At 64.0% G+C, this 13420-nt stretch carries 15 protein-coding genes and 1 tRNA gene; all 16 read right to left on the bottom strand.

Features of this window, described 5'->3' with window-relative positions; all coding sequences use genetic code 11:
• Positions 1–136: 136 nt before the first annotated feature.
• Complete coding sequence (gene ftsA, locus JI744_RS17665) at positions 137–1471, bottom strand: cell division protein FtsA (protein WP_202662502.1); 1335 nt, start codon at positions 1469–1471, stop codon at positions 137–139.
• Positions 1468–2373: a cell division protein FtsQ/DivIB gene (locus JI744_RS17670; protein WP_202662503.1), complete on the bottom strand. Its 906-nt coding sequence runs from the start codon at positions 2371–2373 to the stop codon at positions 1468–1470. The genes ftsA and JI744_RS17670 overlap by 4 nt, the downstream gene beginning before the upstream one ends.
• Positions 2361–3281 carry a D-alanine--D-alanine ligase gene (locus JI744_RS17675; RefSeq protein WP_202662504.1) on the bottom strand — a complete coding sequence of 307 codons (921 nt, stop codon included), beginning with the start codon at positions 3279–3281 and terminating at the stop codon, positions 2361–2363. Before JI744_RS17675 ends, JI744_RS17670 begins: the two co-directional genes overlap by 13 nt.
• A 40-nt stretch (positions 3282–3321) precedes the next feature.
• Positions 3322–4245 carry a UDP-N-acetylmuramate dehydrogenase gene (gene murB / locus JI744_RS17680; RefSeq protein ID WP_407927611.1) on the bottom strand — a complete coding sequence of 308 codons (924 nt, stop codon included), beginning with the start codon at positions 4243–4245 and terminating at the stop codon, positions 3322–3324.
• 135 nt (positions 4246–4380) lie between these two features.
• On the bottom strand, positions 4381–4644 hold the full coding sequence (locus JI744_RS17685) for a DUF2484 family protein (protein WP_328757541.1): 264 nt from the start codon (positions 4642–4644) through the stop codon (positions 4381–4383).
• Positions 4644–4889: a DUF2484 family protein gene (locus JI744_RS17690; protein ID WP_202662506.1), complete on the bottom strand. Its 246-nt coding sequence runs from the start codon at positions 4887–4889 to the stop codon at positions 4644–4646. The genes JI744_RS17685 and JI744_RS17690 overlap by 1 nt, the downstream gene beginning before the upstream one ends.
• Before the next feature lie 97 nt (positions 4890–4986).
• The gene (gene murC / locus JI744_RS17695; protein ID WP_202662507.1) at positions 4987–6408 is read right to left on the bottom strand and encodes a UDP-N-acetylmuramate--L-alanine ligase; all 1422 of its coding nucleotides are present in this window, start codon (positions 6406–6408) and stop codon (positions 4987–4989) included.
• A gap of 4 nt (positions 6409–6412) precedes the next feature.
• Positions 6413–7501 carry a UDP-N-acetylglucosamine--N-acetylmuramyl-(pentapeptide) pyrophosphoryl-undecaprenol N-acetylglucosamine transferase gene (locus JI744_RS17700; RefSeq protein WP_202662508.1) on the bottom strand — a complete coding sequence of 363 codons (1089 nt, stop codon included), beginning with the start codon at positions 7499–7501 and terminating at the stop codon, positions 6413–6415.
• Positions 7501–8667: a peptidoglycan glycosyltransferase FtsW gene (locus tag JI744_RS17705; protein ID WP_202662509.1), complete on the bottom strand. Its 1167-nt coding sequence runs from the start codon at positions 8665–8667 to the stop codon at positions 7501–7503. The genes JI744_RS17700 and JI744_RS17705 overlap by 1 nt, the downstream gene beginning before the upstream one ends.
• A 210-nt stretch (positions 8668–8877) precedes the next feature.
• Positions 8878–10278, bottom strand: coding sequence for a UDP-N-acetylmuramoyl-L-alanine--D-glutamate ligase (gene murD, locus JI744_RS17710; RefSeq protein WP_202662510.1), 1401 nt, complete (start codon positions 10276–10278; stop codon positions 8878–8880).
• A gap of 57 nt (positions 10279–10335) precedes the next feature.
• On the bottom strand, positions 10336–11220 hold the full coding sequence (locus tag JI744_RS17715) for a hypothetical protein (protein WP_202662511.1): 885 nt from the start codon (positions 11218–11220) through the stop codon (positions 10336–10338).
• Positions 11221–11326: 106 nt separating this feature from the next.
• Positions 11327–11402 (bottom strand) — tRNA-Ala (locus tag JI744_RS17720).
• A gap of 75 nt (positions 11403–11477) precedes the next feature.
• Positions 11478–11927 (bottom strand): thioredoxin TrxC, encoded by a 450-nt coding sequence (trxC, locus tag JI744_RS17725; protein WP_202662512.1) that lies wholly within the window; start codon positions 11925–11927, stop codon positions 11478–11480.
• A 59-nt stretch (positions 11928–11986) separates the two neighbouring features.
• Positions 11987–12316, bottom strand: a complete 330-nt coding sequence (locus JI744_RS17730) for a DUF3775 domain-containing protein (RefSeq protein ID WP_202662513.1) — start codon at positions 12314–12316, stop codon at positions 11987–11989.
• Between the two features lie 50 nt (positions 12317–12366).
• Positions 12367–12681 (bottom strand): AzlD domain-containing protein, encoded by a 315-nt coding sequence (locus JI744_RS17735; protein ID WP_202662514.1) that lies wholly within the window; start codon positions 12679–12681, stop codon positions 12367–12369.
• On the bottom strand, positions 12671–13375 hold the full coding sequence (locus tag JI744_RS17740) for an AzlC family ABC transporter permease (RefSeq protein ID WP_202662515.1): 705 nt from the start codon (positions 13373–13375) through the stop codon (positions 12671–12673). The genes JI744_RS17735 and JI744_RS17740 overlap by 11 nt, the downstream gene beginning before the upstream one ends.
• Positions 13376–13420 lie beyond the last annotated feature (45 nt).

The raw sequence follows: 13420 nt of genomic DNA on the forward strand, positions 1-13420 counted from the left end.
TTGCATATGCCGAATTACCAAACAGCTTACCCCGGAGCCGGAGCAAGGTCATCAAAAAAACGCTTCAACGCCACAAAATATGGGTGTTGAAGGTCCAATTTCAGCGGTATTTCGCCAATGGCGCAGGATATGGGGGTTACCAGTTGTCTTTGAACCACCGCATGGCGCGCTTGAGCGAGCGGGCCGGATAGCGCTCGGTCGGGATGTCGAAATCCCACCACTCGTCTTGCGGGTAGGCCGCAAACAGGCACAACCCCACAGCCGAGGAAAACGCAGCACCAGAGGCGGCTTGCGGCAGGCCCTGCACCCGCAACGGGCGTCCCATGCGGACGCGGTTACCAAGGATGCGGCTGGCCAGCCCGTCCAACCCCGGAATCTGGCTGGCCCCGCCCGTCAGAACGATCTGCTGGCTGGGCAGGCTGTCGAAACCGGCGGCATCCAGACGCACGCGCACCTCTTCCAGAATTTCCTCGACGCGCGGGCGCATGATGCCGATCAACTCGGTCCGGCTGACGGTGCGGCGGTCTTTTTCCCAATCGCCGCTGTCGCTGCCGATCTCGATCATCTCGCGGTCGTCCATGCCGGTGGCCTGAATGCCGCCATGCTTGGTCTTGATCCGCTCGGCCACAGCCATCGGCACTTGCAAGCCTTTGGAGATGTCGCTGGTCACATGGTCGCCGCCCATGCGCACGGCATCGGCAAAGATCATGTGCTTTTTCATGAAAATGGAAATGCCGGTCGCCCCGCCGCCCATGTCGATGCAGGCAGCACCCAGTTCCTGTTCATCTTCCACAAGGCTGGCGATGCCAGAGGCATAGGCGGAAGAGGCAATCCCCGCCAGTTCAAGGTCGCAGCGCTTGATGCAATAGACCAGGTTCTGGATCACGGACCCATCCACCGACAAAAGGTGCATATCGGTCGCCAGACGGTTGCCGATCTGGCCGCGCGGATCCCCAAGGCCAGAACGGTGATCCAGCGCAAAGTTCACCGGCTGGGCATGCAGCACCTCGCGCCCGTCGCCCAAGGGGGGAACGTCGCAGGCGGCCAGCACGCGGGCCACATCCTGCTCGGTCACCACGCTGTCCTGCAAATCCCACTCACCCGCCAGCCCATAGCTGCGCGGTTCAGCGCCCGAGAAACAGGCGATCACATGATCAACCCGCACATTGGCCATTTTCTGCGCCGCCTGCACGGCGGTGCGGATGGCGCGCTCGGTTTCATTCATCACCGCAATTTCGCCAAACCGCACGCCGCGCGACCGGGTGGTGGCCGCCCCGATCACCCGGAACGTCGATTGGCCGGCCATCGGGCCAACGCCGTCGCCATCGGCCTGTGTCTCGTACCCGTCGAACCGCAGCACAAGACAGGCGATTTTGGAGGTGCCGACATCCAGGATCGCCACCACACCCCGCTGGATCGCAGCACGACGCAAGGCACGCATGGCACGCTGGGTCTGGTAGAGGTCGGTCATAGGTCGCTCCCCGTCTTTTTCTTCTTGTCGTCGTCAATCAGGCCGCGCGCACGGCGCGCTTCGGTCAAGGCATTGGGTGAAAGGCGAATGGCCGGACGGGCCGCCACACGCAGGTCAATCGTGGTCACATCACGGGTCAAAAGATCATCTGCGGTGTTCATTTCCAGCAAGGCCACCAGCGCCTCGACCGGGCTGTCTTGCGGCAGCAGGATGCGCTGATCACGGTCCAGCACCATGTCCCAGCGCCGCTCTCCGACCCGCACCAGCCCGCGCATCCGGGGCAGCAGCGGACCTGCGGCATCAATCAGCGCCAGCGCCTCGATTGCCGAGGCGTCCGCCCCCTGCCCCGCAATCAGCGGCAAGTCGGGCCGGTCACCACGCGCAGCCAGCGCCGCAACCCGGTGGCCGGTGGCATCCAGCATCTCCAGCCGGTCAGGGGCCACGCGCCAGATCATCATCGGCTCGCGTTCCTTGATCACCACCTGCAGCACACCGCCAGAACGCAACGACAATTCCGCCGAAGCTACGGCGTCCAGTTCCTGCGCCTTGGCCCGCAGCGCCGTCATATCCAGATCAAAACTGGAGGCGGGCAGCTTGACACCCAGCCGCGCCCGCACCGCATCGGCCAGGTCGGGCGAGGCGCCTTCGATCGACATCAGGCCCACGCGAAATTCGGGCCGGGCCTGAAACTGGTCGCGGATATGGGCAAAACCGCCTGAAATCGCATCGCGGCGGCCCTGATCCATCAGGACAAGTCCTGCCACCATCGCAATCGCAAAGGCGGGCAGGCCCACGCGGAACGCCACACGGAACAAGGGCGTCAGCCACAGCCGCTGCATCTTGTAGGCCCAATAGGTGGGCGCCGGATCGCGGCGGAAGGGGGACCGGCCTAGCGGTTGCATGACGCGTCCTTTACCAGCCAGTCGCACAGTTCGGGGAACGTCACGCCACAAATGGCTGCCTGCTCGGGCGCCAGCGAGGTGGGAGTCATCCCCGGCTGGGTGTTGGTTTCCAGCAGGACCAGCCCTTGCAGGCCCCGCGCCTCATCCCAGCGAAAATCGGTGCGGCTCAGCCCCCGGCAGCCAAGGGCGCGGTGGGCGCGCAGGGCATAGTCAAGGCAAGCCTCGGTAATCTCTTGCGGAATTTCTGCGGGCACCACATGGCGCGACCCGCCGGTGGTGTATTTTGCCTCATAATCATACCAGCCGTCGGTGATGATATCGGTCACGCAAAGCGCGCGGTCACCCAAGACTGAGGTCGTCAGCTCCCGCCCCGGCGCATAGGTTTCCACCATCACCTCGGCGGGCATCGTTGCCGCAAGGCGCGGTGCATTGCTGCCCGGATGCACGATATAAACGCCGACGGACGAGCCTTCGCTATTCGGCTTGACCACATAGGGCGGCGGCAGAACGTGCCCCGCCTCCACCGCCTCGCGGCTGGCAATCACGCCTTGCAGGATGGGCAGGCCCGCAGCAGCGAAGGCTTCTTTCGCGCGCGCCTTGCCCATCGCCAAAGCCGAGGCCAGCACGCCCGAATGGGTATAGGGAATGCGCAGCCATTCCAGCAGGCCCTGCACGCAGCCATCCTCGCCCCAACGGCCATGCAGGGCATTAAAGCAGACATCGGGGCGAATTTCAGCCAAGCGCGCAGGCAGATCGGGGCCGCAATCGACCTCGACCACCTCATATCCCGCCACCCTAAGGGCCTGGGCACACTCATGCCCCGACGACAGAGAAACCTCCCGCTCTGCGGAAAGTCCACCCATCAGTACCGCCACTCGGGGGGCAGTCCCGCTCGACTTGCCCGCCATCACTGCCTCGCCCGGACCTTTGCGGCCCGTGATCTTGTTATTAGGGCAGACGTTCGCCTACCCGCATGATTTCCCACTCTAACGTGATACCCGCCTGTTGGAAAACCCTTTTTCGCACCTCTTCGCCCAAATCTTCCAGATCGGCGGAAGTCGCCCCTCCGGTATTGATCAGGAAATTCGAATGCTTGGGCGACATCTGCGCTCCGCCCCTGATGGCGCCCCGCATGCCGGCATCATCGATGACCTTCCAAGCCTTCAGCTCGTGGCTGTCATCGGCGCGCCCGGTGCTGGAATGACCCACAGGGTTGCGAAAGGTGGACCCAGCGCTGCGGTCTTTCGTCGGCTGGCTGGCGTCGCGCTTGGCGATTTGGTCCACCATCCGCGCCTCCAGCTCTGCCGGGTCGCCGGCTTGGGCGCGGAAGGTGGCGCTGACAATCACCGCCCCTTCGGGCAGGTCAGACTGACGATAGCGCAGGTTCAGCTCGGCGGCGGCAATGTCGCGCACCACGCCCTGCCGGGTGACGATGCGAACTGAAACCAGATTGTCGGCGACATAGCTGCCATAGCAGCCCGCATTCATCCGAACGGCCCCGCCAACACTGCCCGGAATGGTGCGCAAAAAGGTCAGGTCCAGCCCGGCCTCTGCCGCTTTCTTCGCCACATGTGCATCCAGCGCAGCCGCCCCTGCGGTCACGGTTTCCCCTGTGGTTTCAATGCCATTGAACCCGCGCCCCAGCCGGATCACCACACCACGAATGCCGCCATCACGCACGATCAGGTTACTGCCAACCCCCATCGGGAACACCGGAATGGCCGGATCAAGCGCGGCAAGAAATTCCGCAAGATCCGCCTCATCCGCGGGCTGGAACAGCCAGTCGGCTGGCCCGCCGCTTCGCAGCCAGGTCAGATCGGCAAGGGAACGGTTCGGCGTCAGCGCGCCGCGTGGGGTGGGAGGCATCGTCATCCTCGCGTTCTGCGGCGCTTTGCCGACCCACGCAAGTGGCTTTACTTCGGTGTGCGCTGCCTGGCACGCCAGCGCTGAAACAAATCAAGGAGCGCCCCCACACAAATGCGACACGACGGAGAGGCCAGCAAAGCCTTAGTTCCGCTCCTGCCAACTGGCAAGCGCCAGCCCCCGCAGCCACCGCCACAACCGGATCAACGGCCAGCGCAAAACACTGGCCCCGCCCACAAGGAAGGCCATCCCCCAAAGCGGGCCGCCCGTCAGTGTGATCCAGCCCAAAAGCGGCACACCCGCCGCAATCAGGGCGTAAGCCGCGCGCCAATGATGGTCACGGCTGGGCAGCATCGCCGTCAGATTTGCCGCGATCAGCCACAAAAAACTGCAAAGGATTGGCGCCATCATGGCTTGCCTGCCCCGAACAGGCGGCGGGCGAAATACCGCAGCGGATTGCGGAACATCGAGACGAAGGCGAATAGGCCGCCAACCGCCCAAGGCCAGCCATGCTCTGCCCCGATCCACAGGATCAGCGCCGGAGCCGCGATCAGCAAAGCGATGCCCGGCGCATATTGCATCCGCATCGGCAACATGGCCACGATGGCAGAGGCGACCACCCAGACGCAGCCAAGGATCAGCGGCAAGCTCATGCGCGCCCCCAAAGTACATTTGTACTAAATTTTTGGTTACCTTTTTTGTACAATAGCTTGAAGGATAAATCGCATAAGATTTCTGCGGAAAAAAATGTCATGCTGCCTGCCCCGCAAGCCGGGTCGGCAAGTTATTCGCCCAAGCCGAAATCGTGCCCGCGCCAAGGCAGACGAAGATATCGCCGGGCCGGGTTTGTTCCTTGAAAAGCCGGGCCAGATCGGCCTCGTCCATCACGGCCCGCGCATGACGGTGGCCATGGGCGATCAGCCCGGCGACCAGATCATCACGGCTGGCACCGGGGATCGGGTCTTCGCCCGCAGCATAAACCTCGGCAATGCCCACCACGTCGGCCTCATTGAAACAGGCGCAGAAATCATTGAAAAGATTAGACAAACGGCTGTAGCGATGCGGCTGATGCACCGCGATCACCCGCGCGCCGGGGGTGCCGGAAACCGCCTGACGGGCGGCCTTCAGCACGGCTGCAATCTCCACCGGGTGGTGGCCATAATCGTCGATGATCGAAACGCCGTTCACCTCGCCTACTTTCGTAAAGCGGCGGTTGACGCCGGCAAAGCCAGCCAGCGCTTCGCGGATTTCTTCCTTCTTCATGCCCAGATGGCGGGCAACAGCAATGGCCGCAAGGCTGTTTGACACGTTGTGATTGCCCGGCATGGGCAGGGTGCAGCCTTCAATAATCGAACCTTCGCCCTCGTTTTGCAGCAGCACATCAAAGTGCGCCTTGCCATTTTCGAACGTCAGGTTCACGGCGCGCACATCGGCCTGCGCGTTGAAGCCAAAGGTCGCCACCCGACGGTCGGCAATCTTGCCGACCAGCGCCTGAACCTCTGGGTGGTCGGTGCAGCACACCGCCAGCCCGTAGAACGGAATGTTCGACACGAAATCGAGGAAGCCCTTGCGCAAGGCTTCAATCGTGCCCCAATGCTCCATATGCTCGGGGTCGATGTTGGTCACGATGGCGATGGTGGCAGGCAAGCGGTTGAATGACCCGTCACTCTCATCGGCCTCAACCACCATCCACTCGCCCTCGCCCGCCCGCGCGTTCGACCCATAGGCATGGATCACCCCGCCGTTGATCACCGTGGGGTCGAACCCGCCCTTGTCCAGAAGGGTCGCCACCATGGTCGTGGTCGTGGTCTTGCCATGCGTTCCGGCCACCGCGATATTCGACCGCAGGCGCATCAGTTCGGCCAACATCTCGGCCCGGCGCACCACGGGCAGCTTTTTGCGGCGCGCCTCTTCCAGCTCGGGGTTGCCCTTTTTGATGGCGGAGGAGATCACCACCACAGCCGCCTCGCCGATATTCTCGGCGCGCTGGCCTTCATGGAACACCGCGCCAAGGCCAACCAGACGGTCGGTGATCTTCGATGCCTTCGAATCCGACCCCTGCACCCGATAGCCAAGGGTCAGCAGCACCTCGGCAATGCCAGACATGCCGATGCCGCCGATGCCGACAAAGTGGATTGGACCGAGTTCCAGCGGCAGTTTCGTGGCATTCATCGCATCACCCTTTATTCAAACCTTCAACCAGCGCGACCAGACGGTCGGTCGCATCCGGGCGGCCCTGCCCCAACGCATTCTGCGACATGTGCAGCGCCGCGCCCGGCTGGCCCAGAACCGAGGCCATGTGGTCCGCCAGCGTGGTGGCGTCAAGCGCCTTTTCCGGAATCAGCACCGCTGCCCCTGCGTCAACCAGCCCACGGGCATTGGCGGTCTGGTGGTCATCCATCGCGGCGGCAAAGGGGATCAGGATTGACGGCCGCCCGATGACCGAGATGTCCGCGACCGATGACGCACCCGAGCGGCTGATGACCAGTTGCGCCTCGGACAGCCGCCTTGGAATGTCGGCGAAGAAGGGCGCAACCTCGGCCACCACACCTGCGGCCTCATAGGCCGCGACCACGCGGTCATGGTCTTCGGGACGGGCTTGTTGGGCGATGCGCAGGTGGTGGCGCAGCCCTTCGGGCAGGCGGGCGATGGCATCGGGCACCACGTCCGACAGGATGCGCGCGCCCTGACTGCCGCCGATGATCACCACCGACATCGGGTAATCACCGGGCGGGATATAGGGTGCCCCTGCCCGTTCCAGCACCGCCGCGCGCACCGGGTTGCCCGTGTGCGTGCCGGTGACGCCAGCAGGCAAGGCGGTGGGCCATGTGCCGCAGGCCACGGCATCGACGCGGGGCGCAAAGCGGGTGTTCACCCGGCCCAGCACGCCGTTCTGTTCGTGGATCATCCGGGGGCGGCGCAAGAGCCACGCCGCCGACAGCGCCGGGATCGACGGATAGCCGCCGAACCCCACCACCACCGCAGGCTTGTCACGCATCATGCCAAGGGTGGCGCCGAAAATGCCGCCCAGAATGCGGAAAGGCACGGCCAGTTTCGCCAGAACGCCACCACGGGCAAAGGTGGCGCTGTCGGTCACCACCACCTCTACCGCCTGCGGAAAGCCCCCGGCATAGCGGGCACCCCGCGCATCGGTGGACAGCTTTACCCGCCAACCGCGCGCCAGCATCGCCTCGGCCAGCGCCTGTGCGGGAAACATGTGGCCGCCGGTTCCCCCGGCGGCGATCAGCAGCAGGGGGCCGGACATCAGCGCCCCCGCCGGCCGAATATATCGCCGAACTGACCCTGCGGGCGCGTGCGAGTCATCGCCAGCAGCATTCCCACCGTGATCCCGGCGGCAATAACCGACGAACCGCCATAGCTGACGAAGGGCAGCGTCATCCCCTTTGCTGGCAACAGTCGCACCGCCACCCCCATGTTGATCATGGCCTGCACACCAAACACGCAGGCCAACCCTGTGCCTGCCAGACGGGTGAACGGATCACGCTCCCGCGTCAGACGGTACAGCGAGCGCACGACGATGGCGGCGTAAAGCGCCAGGATGATCAGCACCAGAATCAGGCCATATTCTTCGGCGGCAACGGCGATGATAAAGTCGGTATGGGCATCGGGCAGCGTCCATTTCACCTGCCCCTCGCCCACGCCAACCCCGAAAAAGCCGCCCTCTTGAATGGCGTTGGTGGCATAGCCGATCTGGCTGCGCGGATCGACCTCTGACGCCAGATAGCCGTTGATCCGGCGCGCAACGTGTTCCGAGGCGTTATAGGCGAACACTCCGCCCATGCTGAATGCCGCGATGACCGAGGCCAGCAGCAGCATCGGCGCGCCGGCCACGAAATAGATGACGCCCCAGCCGAAAAGCACCAGCATCGCCTGACCAAAGTCGGGTTGCAGCGCCAGCATCAGCACGATCGACACGCAAAGCCCGAAGGAAATTGCCTTGCCCGGCGGGCCGTTCAGATCGCCCGAGGCCGCGATCAGCCAGGCCGTGACAACGATGAAACCGGGCTTGAGAAACTCGGAAGGCTGGAACGAGGCGAAGCCCAGCGAAAACCAGCGCACCGCGCCCTTACCGAAGTCGGTGCCGAATGCCGGCAGCAGGACCAGCGACAGGAACGACAGCAGAAAGCCGATCACCCCGATCCGCCGCACCATTTCGGGCGACATCATCGAAAAGGCGACCATGGCGACCATGGCCAGCGCACCGAAAACCGCCTGCCGCTGGACATAGTGATAGGGGTCAAGGCCGTTACGTTCGGCCAGCGGCACCGACGCGGCCAGCCCCAAGAGTAACCCGATGGCAAACAGGACAAGGATCGCCGTCAGCGTCCACTTGTCGATTGTCCGCCACCAGCGTGGAAGCACCGGCTCTGCCACCCGTGCGGGCATAGAGCCATGAACCATTTCCGTCATGGGAACCGCCTGTCTGTCGTCTGCTCTGCCAAACGTCCGGGTTGGCCCCGGATCGTATGGGAATCTTAGCCAAGATGCCCTGCAAAGGCCAGTCAAAACATAGGTGGCCTTTTGGGCCCGATGCACTGAAACGCACCGTCGGCAGCGGGGGTTTCACACCCCCGCACCCCCGTGGAGTATTTGCAGAAGGGCAAATGAATGCGGGCCGCCTTATCCGATCAGGGCGCGCACCCTTGCCGTGAAATCCTCGCCCCGCTTTTCGAAGTTGGGGTATTGGTCGAAGCTGGCGGCGGCGGGGGCCAGCAGAACGACCTCGCCCGCCTCGGCCTCTTCGCCCGCGCGGGCAACGGCGCGGTCCATCGTTTCGCAAATCTCATGCGGAGTGTCGCCCAGTTGCAGGGCGAAATCGCGGGCGGAATGGCCGATCAGATAGGCTTTGACGACCGAGCCGAGGAAGGGTTGCAGCGCGGCGATGCCGCCATCCTTACCCATGCCACCCGCGATCCAGCGGATTTTTCCGAAGGCCTGCAAGGCTTTGGCGGCACTGTCCACATTCGTGGCCTTGGAGTCATTGATGAACCGCACCCCGACCCTTTCGCCCACCAATTGGCTGCGATGGGGCAGGCCCGCAAAGCTGTGAAAGGCGCCCTCGATCAGCCTTGGCGCGATACCAAGGCTGCGGCAGGCAGCATAGGCGGCGCAGGCGTTCTGGTGGTTATGGGCACCCGGCAGGCCCGCCACCCCGCGCAGGTCGATGGAAGCCATCTGCTTGCCCTTGCGCCATTCGGCCAGAAACCCCTTGCGGGCAAAGACCGACCAGCCGAATCCTTCCAGCTTTTGCCCCGAAGAGATGCGGATCACCCGGTCATCCTGCGGCCCTTCGGCCATCTGGTTTGCCAGATACCGCCCCTCGACCTCATCCACACCAATCACGGCGCGGTCCGGCCCGCCTTCGGCGAACAGACGCCGTTTAGCCGCGAAATAGCCGCCCATGCCGTTATGCCGGTCCAGATGATCGGGCGACAGGTTGGTGAAAACCGCGATATCGGGCGTCAAATGCCGAGCAAGGTCGGTCTGATAGCTGGAAAGCTCCAGCACCACCACCTCGCCATCCTGTGGCGGGTCGATGGACAGTACGCCCTTGCCGATGTTGCCCGCCATCTGGGTGGGGCGGCCCGCAACCTCCAGAATATGGTGGATCAGCGCAGTGGTGGTCGATTTGCCGTTTGAGCCGGTGACGCAGATCACCCGCGGCGTGGTCTCATAATCATCCCAGTCGGGGGTGGCATAGCTGCGAAAGAACAGGCCGATGTCGTTATCGACCGGAATGCCCGCCTCCAGCGCGCGGGCGATGACCTTGTTCGGCTGGGGGTAAAGGTGGGGAATACCGGGCGAGGTGACAAGGCAGGCCACGCCCTCAAAAGCGCCGTTGCGGGTAAGATCGGTGCAGGCAAACCCTTCAGCCTCGGCCTTGGCGCGCGCCTCGGGGCTGTCGTCCCACAACAGCGGCTCTGCCCCGCCGGCTTGCAAAGCCCGCGCCGTGGCAAGGCCCGACCGCCCGAGCCCCAGCACCGCCACCTTCGCCCCCTTGAACCCCTGAACCGGAATCATGCCTGCCCCCTTGGCTGTTGCCCAAGGGATAGGAGAGTGGGGCGGAAAGGGGAAGGCTTACGAGGGATCTGGCTGGAACCCGCAAGCTTTCGCATCCACGGTCATGGTCGCATAGGGCGCACCCTTTTGATCCTCGATGTCCATGACGAATGCTGCGCCCGCCTTGACCAGCACAGCGGTAGGCGTTTCTCCGCACATCTTGTTGACCAGCCCCCCGCGAAGCCATTGGGGATACCTGTCGGCAGGGCGGTCCGCGACATAGCGAAAATGCACCGCCTTGTCGCGCAACTCAACAGCGACAACCATCACCCCTTCGCCCTGCTGGCGCGGAAGCTGCACCTTATCGACCACTTTCCTCAGGCGAAAACGCAGGAAATCCCCCTTCAGCTTGTCGTCCACATTCGCCTGTGCCACCCGCTTGGCCTGTTCTTCCTGCACATAATTGTTGAGCGCCACACTCAACACCAACAGAAATCCCCCGACGAATACGCCCATCTCGCCCGTAAGTAGCGATCTGTTTCCGACCCGCCGCAGCGCCGGGTCACCCTTGGACCGCTTGAAGGTCAGGATCAGCGACAAAAGCGGCACCAGACACAGCAGCGCGAGATTGCCGTGCCCGAAGGCATCCCGCGAACGGGCTGCGGCAAGACGAACCGTAATGAAGCCGAATACCAAAAGACCCGCGGCCTGCATCGCCGGGGCGGCCCAATAGTATTCGCCCACCAGCGAGGGAACCGTCACCTGCATAGCGATATGGCCGACCTGAGCCAGCGCCAGCACCAGCGCTGCCTTGATCGCAAAATAGGGCGCGCGCGTGATGCCTGTTGCCCCTTGCGGCATCAGCCACCCCACAACCCCGCCCGCCAAGATGATCAGCCAGGACAGCAGAGCGAGTTGGGTCAGCGACAGATCGAAATATCGCAGCGCGAAATCTTCCAGCAAACCCAAACCCCAGAAAAGATTCAATCTCTCTGGCACCTTGCACGGCCGGGGTGATGGTGAGCAACAAAAAAGGCCGCCCATGGCGGCCCGATTTCAGGAAGGTCTTTGGTGGAGCAGAGGGGGATCGAACCCCTGACCTCGTCATTGCGAACGACGCGCTCTCCCAACTGAGCTACTGCCCCAATGACCTTCTGGGCGCTGATTTGGCGGAAGGCAGGGCGAATGTCAAGGTGGCCACCGGGTGCCGCCTGCGGGTTTCATGCCAAAGACTGGCGCACGAAGGCCAGAATGTCGCGGGCGGGGCGGGCTCCGGCAAGGCGGGCGACCTCTCGGCCGTTGCGGTAAAGGATCAGGGCCGGAATGCCTTGAATACGGGCGCGGGATGCGATTTCGGGGTGGTCTTCGGTGTTCAGCTTGGCCAAGCGCACGGCAGGGGCCAGTTCGGCGGCGGCCTTCTTGAACTCGGGCGCCATAGACCGGCAGGGGCCGCACCAGGGCGCCCAGTAATCGACCAGCAGCGGCAGGTCATCGCCCTGCACCGCCTTGTCATGCGACAGGCGATCCAGCTCGAACACGCGGCCATCGGCCAAGGGGTCGCCGCAATGGCCACATTTCGGCCCCTGCGCCAGACGGTCGGCGGGAACCCGGTTCATCTGGCCACAGGTGGCGCAGCAAAGTTTGACGGCAGATCTGGTCTGGGTGGACATGGCGCCCTCATATTCCGGTTTCGGAATAGATGTGCTGCCGCCCTGTCCGCCACAAGGGGCTAAAGCGCACCATCCTCGATCTCGCTGACGTCATAGCCCATGGCTTCCAGCCCCGCCTCCAGGTTTTCGACCAGATGGGGCATTCCCATCAGGTAATCCTCGGTCGGGGTGGTCGCCTCGGCATAGGCCGTGGCCAGCGCCTCTGCGAAATCCTCGGCTTCGAACGCGCCGCGCCCAACCCAGGCCAGCGCCGTCAGGCTGGCCTTTTCGTCATCGTTCAGGTCGGCGATGAACTGCCGCAGTTGCAGCTTCATCGCATCGCCCTCACGGGCCATGACGATGATTTCACCAACGGTGGACGGGGCAATCTCTAGGTCTTGAACGGGCATGGGAACCTCCTGTGTCCACTGTCGCGCCGTTCGCGCGGCAGGGCAAGGGATCAGGTAAGCGCAAACAGCGCGCCATAGGCGATCGATCCGGCCAAAGTGGCCGCCACAACTGACCGGGTGGCGGCAAAAACGGCCAGAACCGCCACGGTGCCGCCCGCCAAAGGCAGGGGCATGCCGCCCTGCACCATCGGCAGGACCGAGGCGGTGAACAGCGTGGCAATCGCCGCCGGGCCTGTCGCGGCGAGGAAGCGCGACAAGAGGCCCCCTTCGGGCATGGCCGACAGGTCGGCGCGGGTGGGCAGCACGCGGAAAGCCCAGGTGAATGCGCCGACCATCAGCGCAAGGGTCAGGATCTCAGCGCGCATCGGCGGCCTTTCGCGGCGCCAACCCCGTCAGCGCCCCTGCGATCATGCCCGCAAGGATGCCCGCCGTGCCCGACCACACCAGCGTCACGCCCACCGTCGCCAGCACTGCCACCACAATCGCGGGCAGTTGGGCGCGCGACAGGATCGACAAGAGCAACGACAGGAACAGGGCGGGCAGCATGAAACCAAGACCCGCCTCGACCGCGGGCCAGCTTTTCAGCGCCCCACCCCCGGCCCAAGCCCCCAAGGCGGTTCCTGACAGCCACGAGGCATAGGCGACCATGGCAAGGCCGAACATGAAAGGTTCCGAAAACCTGCGCCCACGCGCCAGTTGGCCAAGGGCCGCGCCGAACACCTCATCCGTCAGGCCAAAGGCCCAGACCCACGACCAGCGGCGGCGCGCGTGCGGCCCCGCCCGCTTCATCAGCGAGGGGCCGTAAAGCACATGGCGCAGGTTCATGGCAATCAGCGTGAAGGCGGACACCAGCAGCGGGGCGCCAGAGGTGATCAGCGCCAGCGTCAGAAACTGCGCCGCCCCGGCATAGATAATCAGCGACAGGCCAAACGCTTCGATACCAGACATGCCATGGCCGGTGGCGGCGACACCAAAGGCGAAGGCAATGGGGAAATAGCCAAGGGCGATCGGAATCGCCGCCATCAGGCCATCGGCAACGGTTGAAGAACTATCACGCATGGTCGGGCGACGTTGGCAGAGGTTGCGGGCAACCGCAAGGTCAGG

Origin of the sequence: Fuscibacter oryzae (genome assembly GCF_016765795.1) — a bacterium.
Classification (GTDB): Bacteria; Pseudomonadota; Alphaproteobacteria; order Rhodobacterales; family Rhodobacteraceae; genus Fuscibacter; species Fuscibacter oryzae.